The sequence below is a fragment of the Paenochrobactrum gallinarii genome (genome assembly GCF_014205685.1).
Taxonomy (GTDB): domain Bacteria; phylum Pseudomonadota; class Alphaproteobacteria; order Rhizobiales; family Rhizobiaceae; genus Paenochrobactrum; species Paenochrobactrum gallinarii.
Genome location: NZ_JACIIU010000009.1, coordinates 67,563 through 93,724 on the forward strand (window position 1 = coordinate 67,563; position 26,162 = coordinate 93,724).

General features: G+C 49.0%; 21 protein-coding genes and 1 pseudogene. 6 read left to right on the top strand and 16 right to left on the bottom strand.

Annotated elements, in window-relative coordinates; translation table 11 throughout:
- A complete protein-coding gene (locus tag FHS77_RS10235) occupies positions 1–1,938 on the top strand; it encodes a 3-hydroxyacyl-CoA dehydrogenase NAD-binding domain-containing protein (RefSeq protein ID WP_184223007.1) in 1,938 nt (645 codons plus the stop codon).
- A gap of 55 nt (positions 1,939–1,993) precedes the next feature.
- Here FHS77_RS10235 and FHS77_RS10240 read toward each other — a convergent pair whose 3' ends face one another.
- Positions 1,994–3,478 (bottom strand): DHA2 family efflux MFS transporter permease subunit, encoded by a 1,485-nt coding sequence (locus tag FHS77_RS10240; protein WP_184223009.1) that lies wholly within the window; start codon positions 3,476–3,478, stop codon positions 1,994–1,996.
- 64 nt (positions 3,479–3,542) lie between these two features.
- Between FHS77_RS10240 and FHS77_RS10245 the strand changes: the two genes are divergently transcribed.
- On the top strand, positions 3,543–4,184 hold the full coding sequence (locus tag FHS77_RS10245) for a TetR/AcrR family transcriptional regulator (RefSeq protein ID WP_184223011.1): 642 nt from the start codon (positions 3,543–3,545) through the stop codon (positions 4,182–4,184).
- 397 nt (positions 4,185–4,581) lie between these two features.
- On the opposite strand, the pseudogene FHS77_RS16435 reads toward FHS77_RS10245, so the two are convergent.
- A pseudogene (locus tag FHS77_RS16435) lies at positions 4,582–4,689 on the bottom strand (type B chloramphenicol O-acetyltransferase); the annotation flags it as partial.
- A gap of 253 nt (positions 4,690–4,942) precedes the next feature.
- On the opposite strand from FHS77_RS16435, the gene FHS77_RS10250 reads away from it, so the two are divergent.
- A complete protein-coding gene (locus FHS77_RS10250; protein ID WP_184223013.1) occupies positions 4,943–5,836 on the top strand; it encodes a cation diffusion facilitator family transporter in 894 nt (297 codons plus the stop codon).
- A gap of 30 nt (positions 5,837–5,866) precedes the next feature.
- On the opposite strand, the gene FHS77_RS10255 is transcribed toward FHS77_RS10250, so the two are convergent.
- From FHS77_RS10255 to kdpF, 7 genes are all read right to left on the bottom strand, one after another.
- The gene (locus tag FHS77_RS10255) at positions 5,867–6,574 is read right to left on the bottom strand and encodes a response regulator transcription factor (RefSeq protein WP_184223015.1); all 708 of its coding nucleotides are present in this window, start codon (positions 6,572–6,574) and stop codon (positions 5,867–5,869) included.
- A gap of 19 nt (positions 6,575–6,593) precedes the next feature.
- The gene (locus tag FHS77_RS10260) at positions 6,594–9,314 is read right to left on the bottom strand and encodes a sensor histidine kinase (RefSeq protein WP_184223017.1); all 2,721 of its coding nucleotides are present in this window, start codon (positions 9,312–9,314) and stop codon (positions 6,594–6,596) included.
- Positions 9,315–9,342: 28 nt separating this feature from the next.
- Positions 9,343–9,906, bottom strand: a complete 564-nt coding sequence (gene kdpC / locus FHS77_RS10265) for a potassium-transporting ATPase subunit KdpC (protein WP_184223019.1) — start codon at positions 9,904–9,906, stop codon at positions 9,343–9,345.
- 11 nt (positions 9,907–9,917) lie between these two features.
- Positions 9,918–11,978: a potassium-transporting ATPase subunit KdpB gene (kdpB, locus tag FHS77_RS10270; RefSeq protein ID WP_184223021.1), complete on the bottom strand. Its 2,061-nt coding sequence runs from the start codon at positions 11,976–11,978 to the stop codon at positions 9,918–9,920.
- Positions 11,979–12,066: 88 nt separating this feature from the next.
- Positions 12,067–12,234 (bottom strand): hypothetical protein, encoded by a 168-nt coding sequence (locus FHS77_RS10275; RefSeq protein WP_184223023.1) that lies wholly within the window; start codon positions 12,232–12,234, stop codon positions 12,067–12,069.
- Positions 12,235–12,243: 9 nt separating this feature from the next.
- Complete coding sequence (kdpA, locus tag FHS77_RS10280; protein WP_184223025.1) at positions 12,244–13,941, bottom strand: potassium-transporting ATPase subunit KdpA; 1,698 nt, start codon at positions 13,939–13,941, stop codon at positions 12,244–12,246.
- Positions 13,942–13,971: 30 nt separating this feature from the next.
- Positions 13,972–14,061, bottom strand: coding sequence for a K(+)-transporting ATPase subunit F (gene kdpF, locus FHS77_RS16500; RefSeq protein WP_184223027.1), 90 nt, complete (start codon positions 14,059–14,061; stop codon positions 13,972–13,974).
- A 367-nt stretch (positions 14,062–14,428) separates the two neighbouring features.
- Here kdpF and FHS77_RS10290 point away from each other — a divergent pair, with 367 nt between their 5' ends.
- The 3 genes from FHS77_RS10290 to FHS77_RS10300 all read left to right on the top strand — a co-directional run bounded on the left by FHS77_RS10290 (position 14,429) and on the right by FHS77_RS10300 (position 18,166).
- A complete protein-coding gene (locus FHS77_RS10290) occupies positions 14,429–16,078 on the top strand; it encodes a phosphoethanolamine transferase (RefSeq protein ID WP_184223029.1) in 1,650 nt (549 codons plus the stop codon).
- Positions 16,079–16,172: 94 nt separating this feature from the next.
- The gene (locus tag FHS77_RS10295; RefSeq protein WP_184223063.1) at positions 16,173–16,835 is read left to right on the top strand and encodes a response regulator transcription factor; all 663 of its coding nucleotides are present in this window, start codon (positions 16,173–16,175) and stop codon (positions 16,833–16,835) included.
- Positions 16,832–18,166, top strand: coding sequence for a sensor histidine kinase (locus FHS77_RS10300; RefSeq protein WP_184223031.1), 1,335 nt, complete (start codon positions 16,832–16,834; stop codon positions 18,164–18,166). The genes FHS77_RS10295 and FHS77_RS10300 overlap by 4 nt, the downstream gene beginning before the upstream one ends.
- A 43-nt stretch (positions 18,167–18,209) precedes the next feature.
- Here the strand turns inward: FHS77_RS10300 and FHS77_RS10305 are convergent, their stop codons facing one another.
- The 7 genes from FHS77_RS10305 to FHS77_RS10335 all read right to left on the bottom strand — a co-directional run bounded on the left by FHS77_RS10305 (position 18,210) and on the right by FHS77_RS10335 (position 26,162).
- On the bottom strand, positions 18,210–18,923 hold the full coding sequence (locus tag FHS77_RS10305; RefSeq protein ID WP_184223033.1) for an ABC transporter ATP-binding protein: 714 nt from the start codon (positions 18,921–18,923) through the stop codon (positions 18,210–18,212).
- Positions 18,924–18,926: 3 nt separating this feature from the next.
- Positions 18,927–19,673 carry an ABC transporter ATP-binding protein gene (locus FHS77_RS10310; RefSeq protein WP_184223035.1) on the bottom strand — a complete coding sequence of 249 codons (747 nt, stop codon included), beginning with the start codon at positions 19,671–19,673 and terminating at the stop codon, positions 18,927–18,929.
- The gene (locus tag FHS77_RS10315) at positions 19,670–20,650 is read right to left on the bottom strand and encodes a branched-chain amino acid ABC transporter permease (RefSeq protein WP_184223037.1); all 981 of its coding nucleotides are present in this window, start codon (positions 20,648–20,650) and stop codon (positions 19,670–19,672) included. Before FHS77_RS10315 ends, FHS77_RS10310 begins: the two co-directional genes overlap by 4 nt.
- Positions 20,650–21,528, bottom strand: a complete 879-nt coding sequence (locus FHS77_RS10320; RefSeq protein ID WP_184223039.1) for a branched-chain amino acid ABC transporter permease — start codon at positions 21,526–21,528, stop codon at positions 20,650–20,652. Before FHS77_RS10320 ends, FHS77_RS10315 begins: the two co-directional genes overlap by 1 nt.
- Positions 21,529–21,593: 65 nt before the next feature.
- Positions 21,594–22,730 (bottom strand): ABC transporter substrate-binding protein, encoded by a 1,137-nt coding sequence (locus FHS77_RS10325; protein WP_184223041.1) that lies wholly within the window; start codon positions 22,728–22,730, stop codon positions 21,594–21,596.
- 518 nt (positions 22,731–23,248) lie between these two features.
- A complete protein-coding gene (locus tag FHS77_RS10330) occupies positions 23,249–24,625 on the bottom strand; it encodes an aminotransferase (protein WP_184223043.1) in 1,377 nt (458 codons plus the stop codon).
- Complete coding sequence (locus tag FHS77_RS10335) at positions 24,618–26,162, bottom strand: M81 family metallopeptidase (protein ID WP_184223045.1); 1,545 nt, start codon at positions 26,160–26,162, stop codon at positions 24,618–24,620. Before FHS77_RS10335 ends, FHS77_RS10330 begins: the two co-directional genes overlap by 8 nt.

Below are 26,162 nucleotides of genomic sequence, written 5' to 3' on the forward strand. Positions count from 1 at the left end.
ATGTCTGTGACCATTACCCGCGACGAAAATATCGCCATTGTGACGGTTGATAATCCGCCGGTTAACGCTCTCGGCCAAGCCTTGCGCCAAGGCCTTTGGGATGCAGTAGCGACGCTGGATCAAGACCCTCAGGTAGAGGCCGTTGTGCTTATCTGCGCTGGCCGTACTTTTATCGCGGGCGCAGATGTGCGCGAATTTGGTTTGCCCCCACAACCGCCGCATTTGCCTGATGTCGTTGCGAAAATTGAAAATGCACAAAAGCCTTGGGTTGCAGCCATTCATGGTTCGGCTTTAGGTGGCGGGTTGGAAGTAGCCATGGGCTGCCGCTTCCGCGTTGCTGTTGCAAATGCTTCTCTCGGCCTGCCGGAAGTCACCCTGGGTGTTATTCCGGGCGCTTCAGGCACCGTGCGTACGCCGCGCCTCATCGGCCTCGAAAAAGCAATCAGTATGGTCACATCCGGCAAGCCGGTGCGTGCAGAACAGGCTCAAAAAGATGGCCTCATTGATGCGGTCATTGAAGGTGACTTGCAAGAAGGCGCCATCAATTTTGCACGCAGCGCCATCAAACAAGGGCTTCCAAAGATTTTGTCGCAACGTTCCGCGCCACAAGCTGATGACTCGTTTTGGGAGCAGCAAAAAGCTGCTGTCATCAAAGCAGCCAAAGGTGCAAGCGCGCCTTTGCTGGCCTTTGAATCCATTCGTCAAAGCACGCTTTTGCCATTTGATGAAGCGATGGCCTTTGAGCGCAAAACATTTCTGGAACGTCGTGGTTCCAAAGAAGCCGCAGCTTTGCGCCGTATTTTCTTTGCAGAGCGTAATGCGACCAAGCCTGACTTTGTTAAAGACATCACACCAATCGAAATTAAAAAGACGGCTGTTATCGGTGGCGGCACTATGGGTGCAGGCATCGTTATGGCGCTTAGCAATGCCGGTTATCCGGTTGTGCTCGTCGAACAGGATGCGGAAGCTGTTGCCCGCGGCCTGAGCAATGTGCAAAAAATCATTGATGCCAGTGTTAAACGTGGCATTTTGAGTGAGGCTCAGGCCGAAGCTCGCCTGAGCAGCATCAAAGGCACCAGCGATTATGCCAATCTGGCCGATGTTGATCTGGTCATTGAAGCCGTTTTTGAAGAGATCAGTGTCAAGCGCGATGTATTTGCAAAACTAGGCCAAGCATGCCGTGCGGATGCAATTCTGGCCACCAATACATCTTATCTTGATCCGCGTGATATTGCACAAGGTCTGCCTCATGCCGAGCGTTTTATCGGTCTGCACTTCTTCAGCCCTGCGCATATCATGAAACTGATGGAAATTGTGCCGACACCGGAGACATCAGAACCAGTGCTGGCAACCGCTTTTACTTTGGCCGCAAAGCTTAAGAAAATGCCGGTACGAGCCGGTATTTGCGAAGGCTTTATCGGCAATCGCATTTTGAAACGCTATCGGGCGGCGGCAGAAAACCTGCTGCGCAAAGGCAATAAAATTGCTGATATCGATGCAGCGATGCGTGGCTATGGTCTGGCTATGGGCCCTTTTGAAGCGCAAGATATGGGCGGCCTTGATATTGCATTTTTGCAACGTGAAGGTGCGCGGGCAACAGGCGCAGATGTGCCGGAAACTTTGGGCGATATTCTGGTGCGTGCCGGACGTAAAGGGCAAAAAACCCAAGGCGGCTGGTATGATTATGTTGAAGGCGAGCGCAAAGGCCGCCCGTCAGCACAAGTTGATGCATTGTTGCAAAATAAAATCAGCGCTGAACAGCCATTGTCACTCGAAGCAATTGCCGAAACACTGGTTGGTGAAATGGCGGCCGAAGGTCAGGCTATTCTTGATGAAGGCATTGCGCTCAGTGCCGTCGACATTGATCTGGTCAAAATCCACGGTTACGGCTTCCCGCGTTGGCGCGGCGGCCCGATGTTTGCCAGCGACAAAGCGTAAAAAAATCAAAAGGCTCCGATGTTTCCACCGGAGCCTTTTTAATAAATACCGTAATTTATTGTGCTTTATTCAGGCGATAAACCCCGAACGCAGTCATGAAAACACCCACTGCGGCCACAGCAATCACCACAACGAATGACTGGTCAAATGCCAGATAGGCATTATCCAGCAATGCGCTGACCTGATCGGCAGGCAATGTTTCAGCCACCAGCTTTGCCCCGTCGAGACTATCAGAAGCAGCTTTTGCATGAGCCGGATTTTGTGCCGCAAATTCCGGCAACACCAGATTGAGGCTATAGATGGCGGTCATCAGACTACCCATCACCGTCACACCAATAGAACCGCCAAGCTCATAGGACACTTCTTCGATAGAAGCTGCCATACCGGCTTTATCAGCGGACGCATTGCCCATAATCGCTGTTGATGCACCCGTCATGGCAGCGCCGACACCAAAGCCGACAATCATCAGCGGCAACAACCAGATCATGGTCTCCATTTTGTAGCTGAGGAGATATAAAACAATTCCCACGCCCGACATACCAAGCGACAAATAAAGCGCTCTGGCGGTGCCCACACGGTTCATGAAGAACCCCATCAATGGTGCGGCCACAAATGCGGCCAGCGGAATAGGCAGGATCAGCAATCCGGCCTGCAATGGCGAATAACCGGCAACCAGCTGCAAGCGTTGTGTGAAAACCAATTCCACCCCGATCAGCGATGCAGAGGCAACGGAAGCGGTCAAAACACCAGACGAAAATTTGCTGTTTTTAAAAAGCTGAAAATCAAGCAGCGGCTCGGTGCGCTTGTTCTGACGTTTAACAAACATTACTGCCGCAATCAAACCGATCACCAATGCACCAGCAAAAAGCAACAGATCGCGATCAGGTTTACCGAGTTCCTTCAAAGCAAAAGTCAAAGCGATCAGCGCCAGCATGATTTGCACCGAACCGATAAAGTCCCACGCACGCGCTTTGTTGCCGCCGCGTTTTTCCAAAACGATCATGCCGACAATAAAAGCTGCAATCACAACAGGCACATTAATGAGGAAGACCGAACCCCACCAGAAATATTCAAGCAGCACGCCGCCAACCACCGGCCCCACGGCAGCGCCACCGGCTGCAATCGAGCTCCAGATACCAAGCGCCAGCGCACGCTCTTTTTCATCCTGAAACGTAATGCGGATGATCGACAAAGTGGCAGGCATCATCATAGCCGCACCAACCGCCAGACCGATACGTGCACCAATCAAGAAATTAGCACTTGGCGCAAAAGCAGCCGCCGTTGAAGCGAACCCAAAAACAATAAGGCCACACAAGAACATGGTCCGGTGCCCGATACGATCACCCAAAGTGCCGGTTCCCGGCAACAGACCAGCCACCACCAACGGATAAGCATTGATGATCCATAATTTTTGCGATGCGCTGGCATGCAGGTCATGTGTCAGACGCGGCAATGCCGTGTAAAGCACTGTCATATCAATAACAATCAGCAGTAAGGCACAGGAAACAACAGCCAGTACGATCCAGCGATTATTCGTCATTTTTCAACACCATTCATAAAAAAAACTACTTGTATCATGCAGCGCTTAATTTAAATCCTCTTGTATGGAAACTAAAAAATTCAAAAAAATCGGCCGCCCGCGTGTTGTTGATCGCAACAAGGTGCTGGATGCCGCTGAACACTTGCTGGTGGAAGGTGGTATCGAAGCTCTCACGATGGATAATGTCGCGCGTGAAGCGGGCATCACCAAGGGTGGTGTGCAATATTGTTTCGGCAATAAAGACGGCCTCATGCGTGCTATTATCAATCGCTGGAGCGCTGTTTTTGATGTGAAGGTCAATATCTGTAAGCAAGGTTCCACTGATCCGCGCGCCCATATTGCTGCGCATATAAAAGTAACCCGCGAGGGTGAACAGACCGACGATTCCCGCTTTTCTGCCATGATGGCCAGCCTCGTGCCTAATAGCGAGCAATTGGAGGAAAGTCGCAAATGGTACAGCCACCAGATCGACGGCCTTGATATGAACGATCCTGCCGACCGTAAGGCTCGTTTGGCTTTCATAGCCGCTGAAGGCGCATTTTTGCTACGCAGCTTCAATCTCTTCGCCTTCACTGAAAGTCAGTGGCAGGAAATCTATGATGATATTGAAAAGCTGATCGCACCAGAACAAGACAGCTCAAGAGCTTGGCATCAGGCACAAAATCCATCCGACCCAAGTGACCACATGGAAGCGGCAAGCGATTGATGGCTTGGCTGGTGTGCTTTCCGATAAGATCATAGAAAACAAAAGGCAATGATCCGCAAGGATTATGCCGCTTTAAGTCTGAGCAGACAGTGCAGACTACTGAAGATCAACCGGTTATCAATGTATTATAAGCCTGTCGGAGTTGAGCCAGAAACGCTGATGCTTATGAATGAGGCTATTTTCAAATACGGCAAGCCTGAAATAATGAATAGTGATCAAGGGGGCAATTTATAGGAAGGGACTGGATCAACATTCTGACTGACGCCAACATCAAAATATCAAGGGATAGTCATAGGCGTTATCCCGACGATATTTTTATAAAAGACTATGGCGATCCCTCAAACAAGAAGCCGTACATCTCCATGAATTGCCGGACAACACCACGGCGAACAAAAGATAAAAAATGCGCAAAATCGTCAAAAGAATGGCCATGATAATAGCCCGCATAATAACTATAGACACCGGTAATAATATTGGGATTGATTATCCGCTCTGAAGTCGGCATCAGCGTAAAGGGACTATCAAAATAATTATCTATCCCTCGATCTGTCTTTAATTAATTAAAAATTATATCAGACAATTATGAGAAACTTTCCGATGAAAATCAATAAATCCACTCAATAATTGATGATCATTTCTCATCTGCACGAGACGTCACATATCTATTCTATGCCATAAAAAAGAACTACATAAATTTATTAATGCCATTATAAAATCCTGAACAAGCAGGCAATTGTAGTCCAATCAAAGGTTGAGCAATGAGCGGAAATCACGACCATGTTGATGCAAGCAGCACACCGGTATCACGGCTTTGGCTGGCGTTTTTCTTAACCGGCAGCTTTATGATTGCCGAAATTGTCGGCAGTTATGTAACAGGCAGCCTCGCTTTATTGTCCGATGCCATGCATATGGCAACAGATACATTTGCTCTCGCATTAGCGCTGATTGCTATCTATTTAGGCAGGCGCGCCGCGGATTTATTCAGAACATATGGCTATTCGCGCTTTGAAATATTAGCCGCAGCCATCAATGCGCTTTTGCTGCTTATCGTTGCATTTTATATTTTATACGAAGCCTATATCCGTATAGCAGAACCCGCCGAAGTTCAGTCGGTTGGCATGCTTGTTGTTGCTTTTATCGGTTTAGTCGTAAATCTGATTTCCATGCGATTGCTGACTGGTAAGAAGGATGAAAGCCTGAATGTTAAAGGCGCATATCTGGAGGTCTGGGCTGATATGCTCGGCTCTATCGGCGTTATTGCCGGCGCGATAATTATTTACCTAACCGGATGGCAATTGGTAGATTCCATCATCGCAATTGGCATTGGTTTTATGGTGTTTCCGCGCACTTGGATTCTCTTGAAAGAATGCATCAATATTCTATTAGAAGGCGTTCCGGTGGGTATTGATTTAGCTGAATTGAAGCAATCAATCTTATCTGTTCAGGGCGTAGCTGAAATTCATGACCTGCATGTCTGGTCACTCACCAAAAGTGAGCATTCACTGACAGCACATGTCGTTATGAATCCTGCAACGGATGGTGAAAATTTGCGCCGTAAAATTGAACAAGTACTTCAGGAGCAATATCATCTTCATCATACAACATTACAGATGGAACAAGAAAATTGCGCACGCGCAGAAGCTATTCATTAAATTAAAAGACCTGCCAACACGCTCCTCCGTTTAGTCAGCGTCAAAGGTTTCCGGCTCCCGCAGCCGGTAACCAACACCGGTTTCCGTCAGAATATAATATGGCTGATCTGGAATATCTTCCAGTTTCTGGCGCAATTGACGCACATAGATACGCAAATATTGCACATCACTCATACCACCCCAAACCTGATCCAGAATAAAATTATGTGTCAGCACTTTGCCCGCATGTTGCACCATAATGCGTAAAACATCATATTCTTTCGGCGAGAGTTTCACCTCCTGCCCTTTGAGCCGCACAATACGTTTGACCAAATCAACCGATAATTCTCCGGTCTGAAATATAGGCTTTTCACCTTGCTTCTGAAACTTATGCCGCAAGGCTACGCGAATACGTGCCGCCAGTTCTTTCATACCAAATGGCTTGGTCACATAATCATCAGCACCCGTTTCCAGCGCTTTAACGATTCCTGCCTCATCGGTGCGGCTTGAGAGGATAATCACTGGCAGATCAAGCTTTTCTGAACGCCAAAGACTTAAAAGTTCATGGCCTGACATGTCCGGCAGCCCCAAATCCAGTAAAACCAGATCAGGCTTATCAGCTTGCATGATCTCGCGCGCAATCTCAGCAGACGGAGCCTCTAAAACCGCAAAGCCTTCTGTACCAAGCCCTACCCGCAACAATTTACGGATCGGCGGCTCATCATCAACGACAAGAATTTTGACTACATTTTGTGTCATTGAATATTCAGCCCTTCACCTAAATTGCATTCAGCTCAGTGCAGCTTTCCAACGGCAGCCGAATGGTAAAAACCGCACCACTTTGGCCCGAAGGCTCCCGTCGGTTGCAAGCGGTAATCGTGCCCCCCATGGCCTCCACAAAGCCTTTGCAGATTGCCAGTCCAAGCCCTGTGCCTGCACGCACCTGATCTGTTTTTCGGACACGATAAAAACTATCAAAAATGCGTTTTTCATCCCCTTCAGGAATGCCGGCTCCCTCATCTTTGATGTTCAGCACAATGTCGCTTTGTTCTGCATGCCCTTCAATAGAGATCAGACTGCCTTCAGGTGCATATTTAGCGGCATTATCCAGCAGGTTAAATAAGACCTGCTCAAACAAAACACCATCCAATTTCAGCATCGGTAAATCGGCAACAATATTTGTTTCAATACGATGATGCGCCAAAATTTTACCTGCACGTTTCAAGGCGCTGCCAACAACATCGCCTAAATAATGCAGCGATTTATTAGGTTGCATCGCACCGGATTCAATCCGCGTCATATCGAGAAGATTGGCAATAAAACGGTTGAGGCGCTCGGATTCATCCACCACTGTTGTCAATAGTTCTGCACGATCTTCATCAGGCAATGTCACAGCATAGGTTTTAAGCGTATCTGCGGCACCCAAAATAGCAGCAAGCGGCGTTTTCAAATCATGCGAAATGGACGTAAGAAGAGCTGAGCGCAAACGGTCTGCCTCCACGGCAAGCTTGGCACGGTCGAGATCATCCACCAGCTGAATACGCGCAATCGCCAAAGCTGCCTGCTCTGCCAGAGCGTCAAATAGTCGTTGTTGTTCAGGCGTTAAAATCGGCCCCTGCAGATCATCATCAAGCCCGATCACACCAATTGTATGCCCGAAAGCGCGCAAAGGCAGATAAAGCCGCTTAGCGCCCGGCAATGTATCTGCACCGCGCCCTGCTGGCCGGTCTTGCTCCCATGCCCAGCGGGCAGCCGCAATATCCGCATCTGCCAAACTGTCATCGGGCGGATATCCGGCACGCACAGAAATTGTTTTATCAACCGCGCCTTCATCCGGCAGCAACACCACGACACGAACTTTCAGCAGTGCAGCAATCTGATAAACCGTTGCCCAGAGCACATCTTCCAATGCACCGGCACCGGCAAGTTTTTTACTGAATTGATAAAGCCCTTCGGTTGTTCTGGCGCGTTGGCGTGCAGCCATTGCCTGCCTTTGCACTCTGGCTGTGAGATTACTGGTGATCACCGCCACACAAATAAAAAACACCAACGCAATCACACTTTCCGGATCGCGAATATCCAATGTATAAAGTGGCGGTAAAAAGAAAAAATTAAACACAAAAGCACTGATAGCCGACGCAAATAAAGCCGGTCGCAAACCAGCAGTCACCGCTGAAACAAGCACGGCCATCAAGAAAACCAGCGCGATATTGCGCACATCCAGCACGCGCGAAAGCAATGTTCCGGCAAGAAGTGCCAACACAATATAGCCAAGGCTAAACAAATAAGGCCGCAGCGAAACCATTTTACGCACGGCTGCCGCAACAGGGCGTGCAGGCGCTGCGGCTTGCGGATAACCTGCAATCACATGCACACTCAGATTACCCGCTTTGCGGATCAGGTCATGCGAAACGGAACCCTCTATCATTTCACGCAAGCGCGATTTATTGGATTTTCCAATCACGATATGGCTGAAATTATGCGCCAAAGCATAGTTGATAATATCCTGCGCCACATCATGTCCGGTCAGCGTGATTATCTCACCGCCAAGCTGTTCTGCTAATCGTGATGTAGTAGCAATCTGATCTTTTTCTTCTTCTGACAAAGCCGCCGAATGGGATGTTTCGACATAAAGAGCTGTCCATGGCGTGCGTAACCGGTCTGCCTGTCTGCGAGCATAGCGCACCAAAGCCGCACCATGAGGCTGGCCGTCAATACAAACCAACACCCGCTCGCCTGCCGACCATGGCCCAGAAATAGCATTGGCCTGCATATGTTTAAGCAGCTGATCATCGACGCGTTGCGCTGTACGCCGAAGCGCAAGCTCACGCAGAGCTGTCAGATTACCGGCGGAAAAATAATTCTGTGTTGCGCGTTTGGCCGTTTTCGGCAGATAAACCTTGCCTTCTTTCAGGCGTTTAATCAGATCTTCCGGCGTAATATCAATAATTTCAATATCATCGGCACGGTCAATAATACTATCCGGCACCGTTTCGCGAACACGGATACGGGTTATCTGCGCCACCACGTCATTGAGGCTTTCCACATGCTGAATATTCAGCGTGGTATAAACATCAATCCCGTTCGCAAGCAGCTCCTCAACATCAAGATAGCGCTTAGGATGACGACTGCCTGTAGCATTAGTGTGGGCAAGTTCATCGACAAGCACAAGTTTTGGACGACGCGCTAAAACGGCATCCAAGTCCATTTCTTCGAGAACATGACCTTTATAATCCACACGCGCACGCGGAATAATCTCATAACCTTCGGTGAGTACGGCTGTTTCCTGCCTGCCATGCGTTTCCACAATGCCGATCACCACATCCACGCCGTCAGCCAGAAGACTGCGACCGGACATCAGCATTTCATAAGTTTTACCAACGCCCGGAGCCGCCCCGAGAAAAATCTTGAGGCGGCCACGGGTTTCTTGTTCAGCCTGTGCAAGCAATGCATCCGGTGACGGACGATTATCTGCTATTCGTGCTGTATCTTCATTCATGCAGCGGGAATCCTGCTGATTTGACGCATCACTTAACCTGATCCAGTGCGAGATTAAGCGCAAGCACATTCACCACCGGCTCGCCCAACACACCAAGCAAACGCTCCTGTGTCTGTGCTTTCACCAATACGCTCAATTTTGCCTCATCAAGCCCGCGCGCTTTGGCAATACGAGGTATCTGGAACAAGGCAGCTTCAGGTGTCAGATGCGGATCAAGCCCGCTACCCGATGCTGTCACCAGATCCACCGGAACCGGCTGGTTCGGATTTTCCGCCTTCAGCTTGCCCACATCCGCTTTCACCCGTTCCAACAAAGCAGCACTTGTCGGCGCAAGATTAGAGCCACCCGATGATGTTGCATCATACCCCTCGCCCGCAGCACTCGGGCGGCCATGAAAATACCGCTCGGAGGTAAATTGCTGACCAATCAATGCTGAGCCGACAAGCTGATTATCTTTGACAACCAAACTACCATTCGCCTGCACCGGAAATAATGCCTGCGCAACGCCAGTCATCCCCAGCGGATAAAGAATACCCGTGATAACCGTCAGGCCGATGATCATCACCAAGGCAGGACGTAATTGTTTCAACATAAACTTATTCCTTACACCAAAGCCAAAGCCGTAATGGCCATATCAATCAGCTTGATCGCGACAAAAGGCACGATAATCCCGCCAAGGCCATAGATCATCAGGTTACGGCTCAGCAGTGCACCAGCACCCACCGCCTGATATTTCACGCCGCGCAGCGACAACGGAATGAGTGCCACAATAATCAGCGCATTGAAGATAATCGCCGATAAAATGGCGCTCTGCGGACTATGCAGCCCCATAATATTCAACACGCCTAATTGCGGATAAAAGGCCAAAAACATCGCCGGAATGATCGCAAAATATTTGGCAATGTCATTGGCAATCGAGAAAGTGGTCAGTGCACCGCGCGTCATCAGCAATTGCTTACCGATCTCCACAATCTCAATCAGTTTGGTCGGATCACTATCCAGATCAACCATATTGCCTGCTTCGCGCGCTGCCACCGTGCCGGTATTCATCGCCACGCCCACATCGGCCTGCGCCAATGCGGGAGCGTCATTGGTGCCATCACCACACATGGCAACAAGTTTGCCCTTCGCCTGTTCCTCACGGATCAGCGACAGCTTGTTTTCAGGTGTTGCCTGCGCCAGAAAATCATCCACGCCCGCTTCCGCAGCAATCGCCGCAGCCGTCATCGGATTATCGCCGGTAATCATCACCGTGCGGATACCCATGCGGCGTAATTCTGCAAATCGCTCGCGAATGCCGCCTTTGACAATATCCTTCAGCGCCACTACACCCATTAACTGCCCGTCTTTGACAACCGCCAGCGGTGTGCCGCCCGCTTTGGCAATCTGCGCAGCAATCGTCTGAACTTCTTGCACCTGTGCCGTTATTGATGCTTTTGCCCCTTCTGCCTCGGCATATTTCAGCACAGCGTCCACCGCACCTTTGCGGATAGCACTCCCTTCAATATCCACGCCGCTCATCCGGCTTTGCGCCGTAAAAGGCACAAAACATGCATGAAGACTAGCCATATCACGGGCGCGGATGCCATATTTCTCTTTTGCCAGCACAACGATAGAGCGGCCTTCCGGCGTTTCATCCGCCAATGAGGAAAGTTGTGCCGCATCGGCCAATTGCTGTTCACTGACACCCGAAACCGGACGAAATTCAGTAGCCTGACGATTGCCAAGCGTGATCGTTCCGGTTTTATCCAGCAGCAATGTATCCACATCGCCGGCAGCCTCCACCGCACGCCCTGACATAGCCAGCACATTAAACCGCACCAGACGATCCATACCAGCAATGCCAATAGCTGAAAGCAAAGCGCCAATGGTGGTTGGAATGAGTGTCACAAACAGTGCAACCAGCACAATTACCGGCACCGAACCGCCGGCATAACTGGCAAAACTTGGGATCGTTACCACAGCCAGCACGAAAATAAGTGTCATACCGGCAAGCAGAATATTGAGTGCAATCTCATTGGGTGTCTTCTGGCGCTCTGCCCCCTCCACCAGCGAGATCATGCGGTCAATGAAAGTGGAACCGGCAGCCGCCGTAATACGCACACGTATCCAATCGGAAAGCACCTGCGTGCCGCCGGTTACCGCCGAGCGATCGCCACCTGATTCACGTATAACCGGTGCGGATTCACCTGTGATTGCGGCTTCGTTGACCGAAGCAACACCTTCAATCACCTCACCATCGGAAGGAATAATATCTCCGGCTTCCACCAGCACAATATCATCCACTTTAAGGCTGTTGCCTGCAACCACCCTATAATCGGTTTTACTGTCACCGTTCAGCAGTTTAGCTTCTGTTTCGGTGCGGGTGCGGCGCAGGGATTCTGCCTGCGCTTTACCGCGCCCTTCCGCCACCGCTTCCGCAAAGTTGGCAAACAAAATTGTAAACCACAACCACAATATGATCTGGAAAGAAAAGCCTAAGTCATCCCCCCCACTGACCAGATCGCGCAAGAAGAGCACACTTGTCAGCAATGTCACGACAGCCACCACAAACATCACCGGATTTTTGGCAAGGCTGCGAGGGTCAAGTTTTCGAAAGGCACCACCAATGGCGGGCAGAAGAATTTTAGCATCCAAAATGCTTGAAGATTTTGACTGGCTCATGCGAGCCCTCCGTCTGATTTTGAGCAAAGCCTTGAAGGCTGCATAAAAATTTCATCATCAGTGCTGACATTTTTAAAGACCAAGATGGTCACTTCAAAAACTCCGCCACATAGACACTCAGCAAAACAATCAGCAAAAACAACAGCATCAAGCTCATTGGTTTGGGATAGCCATCAGGCTTACCAAACCATTTTGAGCGCTTTTGCCTCAGTTTTGCATGGCTGACCAGCTCGGTAGAATTTGGTTTTCTATTCATCATCCACCTTTAAAAAAGCTTAGCCGACAGAAGCGAGAAATGCTCAACAACGGGCCCAAGCGCCAAAGCCGGAAAGAAGGTCAGACCACCGACAATCATCGTCACACCAAACACAAGGCCGACAAATAAAGCGCCTGTGGTTGGCAATGTACCGGCAGAGACCGGAACCGTTTTTTTAGCCGCCAGTGAACCAGCAATCGCCAGCACCGGCACGATGAGCAAAAAGCGCCCCATCAGCATGGCAAAACCTATGGTCAGATTATAAAAAGGCGTGTTGGCGTTCAGCCCAGCAAAGGCACTGCCATTATTGTTGGCACCCGATGAATAAGCGTAAAGCACTTCGCTAAACCCATGCGGGCCTGCATCCTGAATGCTGGATAATCCTTGTGGCAAAACCACCGCCAAAGCTGCAAATCCAAGGATAGCGAGCGAGGGTCCAAGCGCTGCCAAAAGGCTCATTTTGACCTCTTTGGCTTCGATTTTTTTGCCCAGATATTCCGGTGTGCGTCCGACCATGAGACCGGCAATAAAAATTGCCAGAATGAAAAATAACAGCATGCCGTAAATGCCTGCACCAATACCGCCGAGGTTCGGGATTTGCATGTTGAACATCGGCACCAAGCCACCAAGCGGCATCAGGCTGTCATGCATATTATTAACGGCACCGGTGGAAGCCGCCGTTGTCACCTCAGAAAACAATGAAGATAAGGCAATACCAAAGCGTGCTTCTTTGCCTTCCATATTGCCGCCCGCAACACCAAGCGCCTGCATCAGCGGATTACCGGTGCTTTCAGCCCAGTAGAGAACAGACGTTCCCAGCACGACCAACACACCAAAAACCGCAAACAACATCCAGCCCTGACGCTGACTGCCAACCATCCGGCCAAACACATTGGTCATCGCTGTCGAGATCACAAAGATCGACAAAAGATGAATAAGGTTTGTAAGCGCCGTCGGGTTTTCAAACGGATGCGATGAGTTGGCATTAAAGAAACCGCCGCCATTCGTGCCCAGATGTTTGATAATCATCTGTGAGGCGACGGGCCCTTGGGCGATGACCTGCTGAGCGCCTTCAAGCGTGGTGACTGCCGTATAATCATTGAGATTTTGCGGCACCCCCTGCCATACCAGCACCAGCGTGCCGACAATACAAATCGGCAGCAGCACATAAAGTGTGGCGCGGGTCAGATCGACCCAGAAATTACCAATGGTCGGGCTGGATGAACGGGCAAAGCCACGTATAATTGCCATTGCACCGGCAATGCCGGTTGCTGCGGAAACAAAGTTCTGCACCGTAATACCAGCCATTTGGGTCAGATAACTCATGGTGCTTTCGCCACCATAGCCCTGCCAGTTGGTATTGGTCATAAAGCTCACGGCAGTATTGAAGGAAGAGGTCGGCTCAACTGCCTGCATATTGGCCGGATTAAAAGGCAACATGCCTTGCAAGCGTTGCAGGACATAAAGAAAAACAAATCCGGCAATACTGAACATCAGGAGTGAAGCCGCATAGGCTGTCCAGTGCTGTTCTTCCCTTTCATGCGTGCCGGCAAGCTTATAAAGGCTTCGTTCGATGGGCGCTAAAAGTGAAGATAAAAAAGTCCGCTCGCCGGTAAAAACACGGGTGAGATAACCGCCAACCGGTTTGACCAGCAAAATTGTGATCCCGAACAGGATCGCAATTTGCAATAATCCGTTGAATGTCATTGGAAGTACTTTCTGCTTTAAGAAACAGATTCAAAAGCGCTCAGGCCTGGCTAATGCATAAAGCAAATAAAGCGTGAGCAATGCGGCCACCGAGCCGCCAAGAACATAATCAAACCACATGATGCGCCCTCAAAGACGATCGCAAACGAGAGCATAAAAATAGCTGAGGCCGATAAATCCGGCGCCTGCGGCTATCATAAGGATATCCGTCATTCCAAACTCCTGACATTCAGCCGAAGACATGCAACGGCTGTTGTTGATGGCGTCTTTTTATAAAAACACCCGCGAAGAGCAGGAATTATGCGGCCAAACCGCATAGTGGTTCGAGAGAGGGAAAGCCGCCCGGATATAAAAATCTCATATATAAAACATGCTGCTTATGCGTTTTCCGCCTTCACGAAATGATAAACCGCACACGTTCAGGTTCATGTCAGCAAAGCCATTTAGTCCGCCAAATGAAGCATTCGCATTTCAAGGACTACGAAATATGGGACTGAAAATTTTAGGCAATTTACCCCGCCCGCAAATTGATAGCGTAAGTTTAAGCATAATCGTTGCCGGTTATCTGACCGCAGTCAACAATGCCACATTCTGGCAGCGCTCGCAGGAGCTGTTGCCAACGGGTACCCTCATCGCGCTGGTCGGCGGAATATTTTGTCTGTTGAGCGCTCTTTGCATAAGTCTTTCCGTTAAATATGCCACCAAGCCGCTCTTCATCGCACTCATCATGATTTCAGCAATCGCATCTTGGTTTGTCGATCAATTCGGCACCATTATTGATGTCGAAATGCTGCAAAGCGCCATTGATACAACCAATGCCGAAGCCGGCCATCTCATCAGTTTCGGCTTTGTCCGCCATCTGGTTTTATATGGCATTTTACCGTGTCTGCTGATTGTCTGGGTCAAGATTGAGCATCGTTCGTTCTGGCGCAAGCTCAAACAAAACTCTGCCTTTATTTTCCCGGCTCTGCTCATCGCAACTATTTTGTTTATCATTAATTCCAGCACATTTATCTCGGTAGGTCGTGAGCATAAAGAATGGATGGCCACACTCAATCCGGTGATGCCGGTCGGCAATGCGGTCAAGCTGGGCATTCGCACCAGTAAAAACCAAAACATCATTGTTGAACCTATCGGCCTTGATGCAAAAATTGCAGATGCCGGCACCGTAACCCGCAAGCCAAGACTAACCATTGTGATTGCCGGTGAAACCGCCCGCGCTGAAAGCTTCTCGCTGAACGGCTATAATAAAGATACCAATCCTGAGCTTGCCCGTCAGGACATCACTTACTTTTCAGATACCAGCAGTTGCGGCACAGTAACAGCTGTTTCACTGCCATGCATGTTTTCCATCTACACCCGCGATGAATATTCGCATGAGAAAGGGCTGGCCACAGAAAGTCTGCTGGATGTTCTCAACCATGCCGGTGTGCATGTCGAATGGTGGGATAATAATACCGGTAATAAAGGCGTTGCCGAGCGTGTAGCCAATGAATCCCTGTCTGATTCAGGTAACCAGAAATATTGCAAGAACGGCGAATGTCTGGACAGCATTTTTCTGGAAAAACTAGATGGCTGGATGGCAGGCGTCAAACAAGACACCGTGCTGGTTATGCATCAACTTGGCAGTCATGGCCCTGCTTATTATCTGCGTTATCCGGAAGAATATCGTCGCTTTACCCCAGATTGCCGTAACACAGAATTTTCCAAATGCAGCCGTGAAGAAGTTATCAATGCCTATGATAATACAATCGCTTATACCGATCATATTATCTCTTCAGTGATTGACAGGCTAAAAGAACAGCAGGACACACTCGACACATCGCTGATCTATATGTCCGATCACGGTGAATCTTTGGGTGAATTCGGCCTCTATCTGCATGGCGCCCCTTATTTTGTGGCACCATCGCAACAAACCCATATCCCATATGTGATGTGGCTCGGAAAAGACGCCAAAACCACCGTGGATGAAGGCTGCCTTGCACAACAAGCAAAAGAGCCGCAATCCCATGACAAGCTTTTTCACACTGTGCTGGGCTTGATGCAGGTTAAAACCAATATTTATTCTAGCGCACTGGATACGCTTTCATCATGCCGCATTAAAACCGCCGATCCGGTCTTTACGCAGCGCCAATGATTTAAACTATTAAATAAAAGCTTGAAACCATAAATGAGGTGGTGGAATGTCTGATGACACTCCACACCTATGGCTATCTGCCGGAGAATATTGTTTGAGAGTTCTTCTTGTTGAGGATGACGACACACTTGGTCAGGCCGTGCGTGATCATGTGCTGGCAAGCGGCCACGCAGTCGACTGGATGCAAACCGCAGAAGATGCAGCTCTCGCGGCAACAACAGTTGCTTATAGCTTGATCCTGCTTGATCTTCGTCTGCCGGATGGCAGCGGCCTTGATATTTTATCCCGCTTGCGACAAGCCGGAAATCCGGTGCCGGTTATTATTCTCACCGCACACGATCAGATCTCTGACCGTATCGAAGGCCTGAATGCAGGGGCGGATGATTATCTGGTCAAACCATTCAATCTCGATGAATTAACAGCACGCATGATTGCAGTTTCAAGGCGCTATGGCAGCAACAGTGTTCCTGTTGTGCATCTTGGCGACCTGGAAATTAAAATCGCTGAACGCCGCATACAATCACCTGCGGGCGAAGTGATTTTATCAGGACGCGAATGGGCCGTCCTCGAATGCCTGTTACATCGCACCAATGCGATTGTCTCCAAAGCTCAGATCGAAGAAGAGCTTTATGCATTCGGTTCAGAAATCGAAAGCAATACGGTTGAAGTTTATATCAGCCGGTTACGCAAAAAAATCGGTCGCGATAAAATCAGTACTGTCCGCGGTGTTGGCTATAAAATTGAGGACAGAACATGAAGTCTCCCAGCCTCATCAGACGTCTCATGTTTTCTGTCACCGCAGCTGTTATCTCTTTTTGGGTTGTTGCAGCGGTTGGTGGCATCTTAGTCATGCATGACGAATTTTCAGAAATTTTCGACAGCGCATTGCAAGAAACTACCGAGCGTTTGGCATCACTCATTATCGACGACATTTTGCATAATGATCGTACTGATAAGGCTATTGCACTGGAAAACGGCTCAGTTTCATCGTCCCGCCAATATCTGACCTATCAGGCACGCGACGCCAGCGGGAAAATACTCGTTCACGCTTCAAATATCATTAAAGGCCCTTTTCCGGCTCCTTTGGTTGAAGGCTTCTGGCAGGATGATAAAGCCCGTTATTACACAGTAGCAGCAGCTGATAACACTATATTTGTTCAAGTCGCAGACCAGATGAAAAACCGGCGCGAAGCCACCAATGAAGGCGCACTTGCACTCTTATTGCCTATTTTGGTGCTGGTGCCGCTCAGCCTTTATATCATCCGGCTAGTGGCGCGACGCTCGGTCAACCCGATCGATCATTTGCGCCAGTTAATTGCTGCAAAAGACAGTGGGGATCTTACACCTATTCAGGCAGAAGGATTAGCACTCGAATTGCAGCCGATTGTGCATTCCGTCAATACGCTGATGGGACGTGTGCAATCCGCCCTTGAGGCCGAGCGGGCTTTTACCGCCAACAGCGCGCATGAATTGCGCACCCCCATTGCCGGAGCCTTGGCACACACGCAATTGCTGATGACCGAGGTCAAAGGTGCCGCAAACCATGCCCGCGTTGAACAAATCGAATCGTCACTGCAAAAGCTGAAAAGACTGGTTGAAAAACTAATGCAGCTGGCACGTGCCGAAGCAAATATTGCTCTGGCCGATAAACCTGCTGATCTTTTGCGCGTTGTCGATCATCTGGCTGAAGAGTTTCAGCGTAAATCCTCGGCAAGTGATCGGATTATTTATGAGCGCCATTCTCAGGCACGATTATTCAAACCGGTTAACAGCGATGCCTTTGCGATTGTCTTACGCAATTTGATTGAAAATGCTCTGTTACATGGTGCCAAAAATGAACCAGTCACCATTCGCGTGGAAAAAGACGGCTCCATCCGCATTATCAATGGCGGCAAAAGCTTGTCTGCGGATGAGTTGATGAATGCACAAAAGCGCTTTGCCCGTGGTGCCACAACGGCACCTGGCTCCGGCTTAGGCATTCCTATTGCCATGGAAATTGCGCAGCAAATGCAGGCACAACTTCAGTTCCTGTCACCGGCTGCCGGACAAAATGATGGTTTTGAAGCCCGCTTAAACTTTACAAGTTAACGCGCTTCCTACCCATTTTTATCAAAAACCGAAGCGCTTCCGACTATTCGATATGACCGCCAAGGAATAATTGCCCGACACGCGGATCAGCCAACAGCTTCGATGCCTCATCATGCATGCGTGTCTGGCCGAGTTCCAGAACAAGCCCATAGTCAGACATCGCCAAGGCTGCCTTGGCGTTTTGCTCAACCATCAAAATGGTGACACCCTCATCACGCAACCGGATCAGTGTCTGAAACACTTCCTGCACCAGATTGGGTGATAAACCAATGGATGGTTCGTCAATCAAAATAAGCTTCGGATCAAGCAATAAAGCGCGTGCTACTTCCAACTGTTTCTGCTGCCCGCCGGATAGTTCGATGGCTTTGCGATCTTTATATTGACGCAGCATCGGAAACTGATCCATCACCATTTCAATGCGCTCACGCACTTTGGCCTGATCACTGGCCGTAATGCCGCCAAGCTCCAGATTATGATAAACGGACAGCTGCGGCACCACATTGCGCCCTTGCGGCACATAGGTGACACCATGCGCAATCATCTGGCGCGGGGTTTGGCGGGTAATATCTTTTCCATCGAGCAGTATTTGCCCGGAATGAATATTAAGAAGGCCAAAAATCGCCTTGAAAACCGTTGATTTACCGGCACCATTAGGGCCAATAACAGTGGTGATCGACGCATTAGGAATGGTGAAAGATACACCATTCAAAATGGTGATTTTACCATAACCACCATGAACATCTTTAAGTTCAAGCATCTGTTATCCTCCCAGATAAGCGTCGATAACCATCTGGTTTGAACGAATTTCGTCCGGTGTTCCTTCCGCGATAATGCGCCCTTCAGCAAGCACAATAATGCGGGTGCAAAGACTCATGACAAATTCCATATTGTGTTCAATCACCACAAAAGTCGTGCCATGTTCGGCATTATAGGTCGTCAGGCGCTCTTTCAGATTGCTCAGCATCGTCAGATTAACGCCGCCTGCCGGCTCATCAAGCAAGACAAGGCTTGGCTCCGCCATAAAAGCCATCGCCACATCAACAAGCTTTTGCTGTCCGTAAGAAAGAGAACCGGCAAGCTCATCCCGCAAATGCTCAAGACGGAAGAAAGAAATCATCTGCTCAGCCTCAGCTGTCAGCCCCGCATCCGCAGGGCCAAACAGGCGGGATGTCATGGTGCCTTTATGCTCCTGACCGGCAAGAATAATATTCTCGATCACCGACATTTTCGGAAAGACCGAAAGCTGCTGGAATGTACGCCCGACCCCAAGCTTGTTCAGGTCAGAAGCGCGCATACCTGAAACCTTATTGCCATTGATACGCACTTCACCACTATTGGGCTGAAGCTGGCCAAGGATACAATTAAACAGCGTTGATTTTCCCGAACCGTTAGGCCCGATCAAGCCAAGGATTTCGCCTTGCTGAACATCAAATGACACATCACGCACAGCATGAATTCCACCGAAGCGTTTTTCGATATTGCGCACTGAAAGCACAGGATTGCTCATTTTAACCGCGCCCCCTGCTGCATATCACCGCGAACCTGTTGCTTTGGCCAGAACTTGTCGCGCAATTTATCCCATACGCCAATCAAACCGGACGGCACAAAAACCAGCATGACAATAACCAATGCCGAATAGATGATCAGATAATAACCTTCGGTAAAACGCAGCACTTCCGGCAGCAAAATGACAACTGCGGCACCAATAAATGGCCCGAAGAAAAAGCCTGAACCACCAACGACAACCATCAGCAAAATTTTCAACGAATGGCCGACATTGAACGAACCAGGCTCAATAAATTGCACCAGCGGCGTAATCAAAGAACCGGCAAGCCCGCCATAAACAGAGCCAATCGCAAAGGCCAGCAAAGTGATGCGACGCGTATCAACGCCCAAGCTTTCAGCTCTTATCGGATTTTCGCGCAGTGCCTTAAACGCACGCCCCCACGGAGAGCGTACAATGCCCCAAAAGATCAAAGCCGCAATCACAGTCACGCTCAGGGTAAAATAGTAAAAAGGCAGGCTTTTATTCGCCGAGAACAACCATAAATCAGGGCGCGGCATACCAACCAGCCCGTAATTACCACCCGTCAGCCATTCTTCATTACGCAGAACAAGAAAGACCAGCGTGTTAAAAGCAAGCGTTACAAAAGCCAAAAAATGACCTTTGACACGCAAGGCCGGATAGCCAAGCACGAGCCCTACCAAAAAGCACAAAAACAATCCGACAGGCATAGCAAGCAGCCAGTGCCAGCCAGCCAGTGTCAGCAAGGCGGTTGTATAAGCGCCAATTGCCATAAAGGATGCCTGAGCCAGCGAGATTTGCCCCGCATAACCAAGTGTCAGATTAAGCCCCATCGCCGCGATTGAGAAAATCAGCCATGAGGTTAAAATGTAAATAATGTAATTGCCTTGCCCCAACGGAGCCAGTACCGCCAACAGCAGAAGCACGGCAATGACAAAATAGCGTGTCGCCGCGCTCATCACACTGCCCTCCCTTCTGACGTACCCATAATGCCCTGCGGGCGCACCAGAATGATGACAATCAACAGCACCAGCGGTACTGCTGCACGATATTGTGCCGTTACATAAGCTGCGGTCAGGTTATCAAGAACGCCAATCAAAAGACCGCCAACCAATGCGCCGCGGATCTGGTTAAACCCGCCAACAATGGCCGCGATAAAAGCAATCAGACCCAATGTTTCACCATTGGAGAACTTGGCCAGATAAACCGGACTGATCAGATAAGAGGCAACAGTTGCCAAGGCAGCATTAATCAAAAATGTATAGAGGATCATCCGCTTGACATTAACGCCGAGAATTTCTGCCACGGCCGGATTTTGTGCCGTTGCCTGCATCGAGCGTCCGGTGCGGGTACGGTTTAAAAACAATGTCAGCAAAACAACAATAGCCAGTGACAAGCCAAGATTGAGCATATCGCGCAAGGATAAAACCGCGCCGAAAATTTCAATCGGATCATTCGGGAACATAGATGGGAACGGCTGCGCTTCAGCTGAATAAAACTCTTTGACGCTTTCTTTCAAAAAGATACCCAGCGCCATCGTCGCAATAATCAACGTGATGCCACCATGTGGCAATATCGGTTCGACCAGCAATTTCTTGAACAGCAGTCCAAGCACGATCATTGCGATCACCAGCCCGATCAGCATAGCCGGCCAGAATGACATGCCGAAAATGCCCATTGCCGCCAGCACAAAAAAAGCGGGCAGCATTACAAATTCACCTTGAGCAAAATTGACCGTCTGCGCAGCTTGCCAGACCAGCGTAAAACCTATCGCCGCAAGCGCATAGATAGAGCCGGTTGCAAGACCGGACAAAACAACCTGTAGGAACTGGGACATTTTACGACCTGAAAGAACCAGAGAGCTGCGCGGCGGCAAAGCCGCCACGCTGCATTAGGAATAGATTAATTAGCCGGAACAGTGCCAATGACGGTCGGAACTCCGTCTTTCACCTGAACCATAAAGCTCGGGCGTGACATTTCTCCGCGATCATCCCAGCAAGTATCCAGCGCGATTTTTGGATAGTCAGCCGCAGTCAGGCAAAGACCACGCATTTTCTCAGCAAAGGCTTCGCCATCCAGTTTGCCAACCATGTCAGTGACATATTTTGTTGTCCAAACACCCACATAGCCTTTGAGCGCATCATGGGTTGGTTTGCGCTTATAGGCTTCTTCAAATTTCTTCGAAAATTCGCCAATAGCCGGAACATCGGTTGCCGCAGCGGTAATGCCCACATGAGCAATCGCACCATCTGCTGCCGGACCTGCCAGCTCCACAACTTTTGCTTCCGTCAGCGTCACTTCACCAATCAGCGGCATATTCAGGCCCTGCTTTTTGGCTTCAATCAGAAAACGAGCAGATTCTTCCTGATTCATATAAACGAAAATAGCTTCAGGATTGGCCTGTTTCAGCTTGGCAACGTCAGCCGCATAATCGGTTTGCGCTTGCTCAGACGCCACATCGATGACCACTTCAATACCGGCTTTTTTCATCTCTTCGACAAAAACATCATGGCCGCCTTTGCCGAATTCATTGTTCAGCCATGCGACGCCAACTTTTTTGGCTTTCAATGTGTCGGTGAAATAAGGGGTCAGTGCCGGTACGCCCTTCTGAGCGCCGGTTGAGGTACGGAACACAAAAGGATTGCCTTTTTCGACAATGCTTGGCGCTTCAGAACCCACAAATTGCGGAATGCTGTTTTGCTGCGCAACCAGCATATTGACCATAGTCGAACCGGAATAAATCGTGCCAAGAATTGCATAAGCACCATCATCGATGGCTTTTTGCACCAATGCACGCGAAACCTGCGGATCGGTCTGGGTGTCATATTCACCAAGCTCGACCTTCTTGCCCAGAATACCGCCATCAGCATTGACTTCATCAATGGCAATCTTAATGCCATCGCGCCAGTTGGTGCCGGCAGGTGCGCCCGGCCCTGACAGCTCAACAACCATACCAAGTTTCACAACATCCTCTGCCTTTGCAGAAGACGAAAATGCAACGACAGCAGCCGACAACGCCAAAAGATATTTACGATACATTGAGTTCCTCCCCCGGAAATTCCAACCAGCAATCGTGCGACGAGCGTTTAGCGTTCTCATCCAAAAATTCTGGATGGCCACATAGCAAACGCGTAAATCCTCCTAAACACGTCACTTACATTCTCATTAATCGGGATACTCGGGGAATTATCGGCTGGCAAGCCGGAAACCGGCCTTATTCGCAACTTTATTAAAATTTAAGCAGGGCAATGGTAATTTTCAAAACAAATTTCGCTAAATTATAGCTGAAAACAACCCTCAACTCCAAAGGAGATGACTGGGTTCGGCCGGACAAATAACATACAGAAAAAAAGGCCGGCAGTTTTCGGTAACCCCTTCCCCACGCGCAGTCAGAATGAGGTCGGAAACGATCATAAGCAAGCTACATTCTATGCCGCTGGTTTATGCAGTGCCACCAAAATCAGACAGCCGCCTCCGGAACCGTTTAGGTGGTAGCCTTTTTACATTCAAAGATGATCACTCATGGCAAAAAGCTAATTTTGCCATGAGTGAAATTTTCAGACGAAGGTATTTAAATTTTTACGTAGCCGATCGACTAACCAATCAATTTCCTGTCGCGAAATAATTAACGGCGGAGAGAAGACAAGACTGTCACGTACCGCTCGTGTCGTTAACCCAGTTTGGAAGCAGAGATTTCGAACAGGAGTAGCAAGGCTCGAAACCGGCGTAATCGGTGTACGATTTTTCTTGTCCCGGGTAAGTTCGACTGCTGCCATCAAGCCAACGCCCCGGACTTCCCCGACCAATGGGTGATCCAGTAATTCACGCAGTTTTTGCTGAAAATATGGTCCTGTATCTTCGCCTACGCGTTCAACAATACGCTCACGTTTCAGAATACGGATATTTTCAAGAGCAACAGCTGATGCAACAGGGTGACCGGAATAAGTATAACCGTGGTTCATGCGGCCCGGTTTGTCCATCAAAACCGAAGCGATCTTATCACCAAAAACAGATGCGGATATCGGCATATAGCCGGAGGACATCCCCTTGGCGATCGTAATAATGTCTGGCTTGATATCAAAGGTTTGCGAACCAAACCATTTGCCGGTACGGCCAAAACCACAAATAACTTCATCTGCAATCAACAAAATGTCATGTTTTTTGCAAATTTCCTGTACTCTCGCCCAGTAATTTTCAGGCGGTGTGATAACCCCACCTGCACCTTGTACAGGCTCACCAATAAAAGCGGCAATATTATCCGCACCAACTGTCTCAATCGTTTTTTCCAAACCTGCGAGCGCAGCAGCACAATGTTCCTCTGGTGTTTGCCCGCGTCCTTCAGACCACCAAAATGGTGCCGGTGCATGATAAACATCAGCCATCGGCTGGCCTGGAATATCATGCATCGAAGTCAGTCCGGTCAGAGAGCCGGATCCGATTGATGTACCGTGATAAGCATATTGACGGGAAATAATCGCTTTCTTTGAAGGTTTTCCGGCACGTATCCAATATAGCCGTGCCAAACGAATATTCGTATCATTCGCCTCTGAACCGGAATTTGCAAAAAACACACGGTTCAGATTGTTAGGCGCGATGGTTGCGATTTCTGCGGCCAGTTCAACCGTACTTGGCATGGTTGTTTTAAAAAATGTATTATAATATGGCAGCTCGTTCATTTGCTTTGCAGCAACTTCAGCCAGCTCCTTACGGCCATATCCGATATTCACACACCATAATCCACCCATACCATCGAGCAAACGCTCACCTTCACTATCGTAAAGATAAACACCCTCTGCCCGCGTAATAACCCGTGTCCCGCCCTCGGCCACCAGTTCCTGATGGTCAGCAAAGGGATGCATGTGATGCGCAAGATCTAAAGCTTTTAAGCGCACGGTTTCAGGCGATGCATTTGTAAGTTTAGCAGTTTCAGTCATCGTGACAGAACTCCAGAATAGTTATGGCTGTGTTTGGATTTGATAAATGATCAAGTGGCCATATCGGCCGCTTCAAATTTTGATAGGGAATTTTGTCCAGTTGCATGCTGGCAATTCCACCGGCATCAACCAGCATGACTTTACGTGCAATAGGTTCAAAAGCTGCACGATGATGATTACGGCTTTTGAGTGTAACAACCGACTTTTTACTGGGTTCGACACCAAAAGCACGGAACTGCTCAATGTCGGTTATGGCGAGTGCACGGCTGCTCACAATGATTTCAATATCATTGTGCTTGAGCAAAACACATTCCCCCATATCAATTGTAACACCTTGCAAAACCGGTCCGTTAAACAGAATTTTTCCATCATGATATCTGATAACTTCAACCGTCAAAAATAATGGCGGCGTTATTTCCGGTGCATATTTACCGCCTAGGGCTACATCAATAACCGCCCCCATTCCGGCAGCCTGCGCTTGCCTGACAACTTCCGGATCACAAATACTGGCATAGGCCGCATTTTTCAGATTAGCGTCAATCATGGCACGTAATAGATTTGGAGAGTCTCCGTATGCCCCGCCCGCCGGATTATCGGCAAAATCAGCCAGGATAAGTGGCTTATCGACCATTTCAGGCGTTAATGCATCAGCTATTGCGTCCTCAATGCTGGTGAAACGCAATTGTGTTTCCGTATGGCTCTTCCACAATAAATTACATAATTCATACGCAGGGATATGCAGATCAATATCTGCATCCTGTTCGGCATACAGAACAACGGCTGTGCCTGTACGTTCAGTATCGGCCCATGGAAAGCCGATGGTAATCCCTGCACTTAGAAGATTATACTCGCTCTTTAACTCGTTCATCCGCTCGAGAATAATGTTCATCGGGCCTGCCGGAAAAGTACGCCCGTGATCAGCGGCATCCAGCATTGAAGGCCGCATAATAATTGATTTACTCAATCTTTTTCCGTTTTTTGGACGAGTAAGTAAATCATTCAAAATTGCCGCAGCGCGTTCTGCGGTCTGAGCCTGGTCTACATGCGGATAAGTTTCGTAAATACATAATGCATCAGCGGCTTCGACCAAGCGCGGACTTAAATTGGCATGCATATCTAATGTGATAACCATTGGTACTTCAGGGCCGATAATTGCACGTAAGGCACATGCAATATCCCCTTCCGGATCATCACTTTTTTCCGTTATCATCGCACCATGCAATGCAAGCAAAACACCGTCTGGCTTTGTACTTGCGGCTTCGATCAGGCGGGTTTTCAATTGGCTGAAATCAGTTTCTACCATTGGCCCCGACGGACCTGCCGCCGCCGCAAAAGCTATCTCAGCATGCCAGCTATACGTATCACAGGCATTTAAAAAACCACCCATCTCGGTGCCGGAAGATGTTAATTTGCTCCGGACATCATTTTCATTTAGCAGTAAAAAGCGCCCTTTGAAATTTTCAAGAGGTGTAAGTATCCGATTAAAACTATTTGTTTCATGCAACAAGGAAGCAAGAAGTATTCTGGGAAGCGCCAT

Coding starts and splice junctions, on each gene's coding strand:
- FHS77_RS10305 (WP_184223033.1), bottom strand. CDS start 18,923: ATGCTTGAACTTAAAGATGTTCATGGTGGTTATGGTAAAATCACCATT.
- kdpA (WP_184223025.1), bottom strand. CDS start 13,941: ATGACATTCAACGGATTATTGCAAATTGCGATCCTGTTCGGGATCACA.
- kdpF (WP_184223027.1), bottom strand. CDS start 14,061: ATGTGGTTTGATTATGTTCTTGGCGGCTCGGTGGCCGCATTGCTCACG.
- FHS77_RS10300 (WP_184223031.1), top strand. CDS start 16,832: ATGAAGTCTCCCAGCCTCATCAGACGTCTCATGTTTTCTGTCACCGCA.
- FHS77_RS10320 (WP_184223039.1), bottom strand. CDS start 21,528: ATGTCCCAGTTCCTACAGGTTGTTTTGTCCGGTCTTGCAACCGGCTCT.
- FHS77_RS10310 (WP_184223035.1), bottom strand. CDS start 19,673: ATGAGCAATCCTGTGCTTTCAGTGCGCAATATCGAAAAACGCTTCGGT.
- FHS77_RS10330 (WP_184223043.1), bottom strand. CDS start 24,625: ATGACTGAAACTGCTAAACTTACAAATGCATCGCCTGAAACCGTGCGC.
- FHS77_RS10255 (WP_184223015.1), bottom strand. CDS start 6,574: ATGACACAAAATGTAGTCAAAATTCTTGTCGTTGATGATGAGCCGCCG.
- FHS77_RS10290 (WP_184223029.1), top strand. CDS start 14,429: ATGGGACTGAAAATTTTAGGCAATTTACCCCGCCCGCAAATTGATAGC.
- kdpC (WP_184223019.1), bottom strand. CDS start 9,906: ATGTTGAAACAATTACGTCCTGCCTTGGTGATGATCATCGGCCTGACG.
- FHS77_RS10240 (WP_184223009.1), bottom strand. CDS start 3,478: ATGACGAATAATCGCTGGATCGTACTGGCTGTTGTTTCCTGTGCCTTA.
- kdpB (WP_184223021.1), bottom strand. CDS start 11,978: ATGAGCCAGTCAAAATCTTCAAGCATTTTGGATGCTAAAATTCTTCTG.
- FHS77_RS10315 (WP_184223037.1), bottom strand. CDS start 20,650: ATGAGCGCGGCGACACGCTATTTTGTCATTGCCGTGCTTCTGCTGTTG.
- FHS77_RS10235 (WP_184223007.1), top strand. CDS start 1: ATGTCTGTGACCATTACCCGCGACGAAAATATCGCCATTGTGACGGTT.
- FHS77_RS10245 (WP_184223011.1), top strand. CDS start 3,543: ATGGAAACTAAAAAATTCAAAAAAATCGGCCGCCCGCGTGTTGTTGAT.
- FHS77_RS10335 (WP_184223045.1), bottom strand. CDS start 26,162: ATGGCGCTTCCCAGAATACTTCTTGCTTCCTTGTTGCATGAAACAAAT.
- FHS77_RS10325 (WP_184223041.1), bottom strand. CDS start 22,730: ATGTATCGTAAATATCTTTTGGCGTTGTCGGCTGCTGTCGTTGCATTT.
- FHS77_RS10260 (WP_184223017.1), bottom strand. CDS start 9,314: ATGAATGAAGATACAGCACGAATAGCAGATAATCGTCCGTCACCGGAT.
- FHS77_RS10250 (WP_184223013.1), top strand. CDS start 4,943: ATGAGCGGAAATCACGACCATGTTGATGCAAGCAGCACACCGGTATCA.
- FHS77_RS10275 (WP_184223023.1), bottom strand. CDS start 12,234: ATGAATAGAAAACCAAATTCTACCGAGCTGGTCAGCCATGCAAAACTG.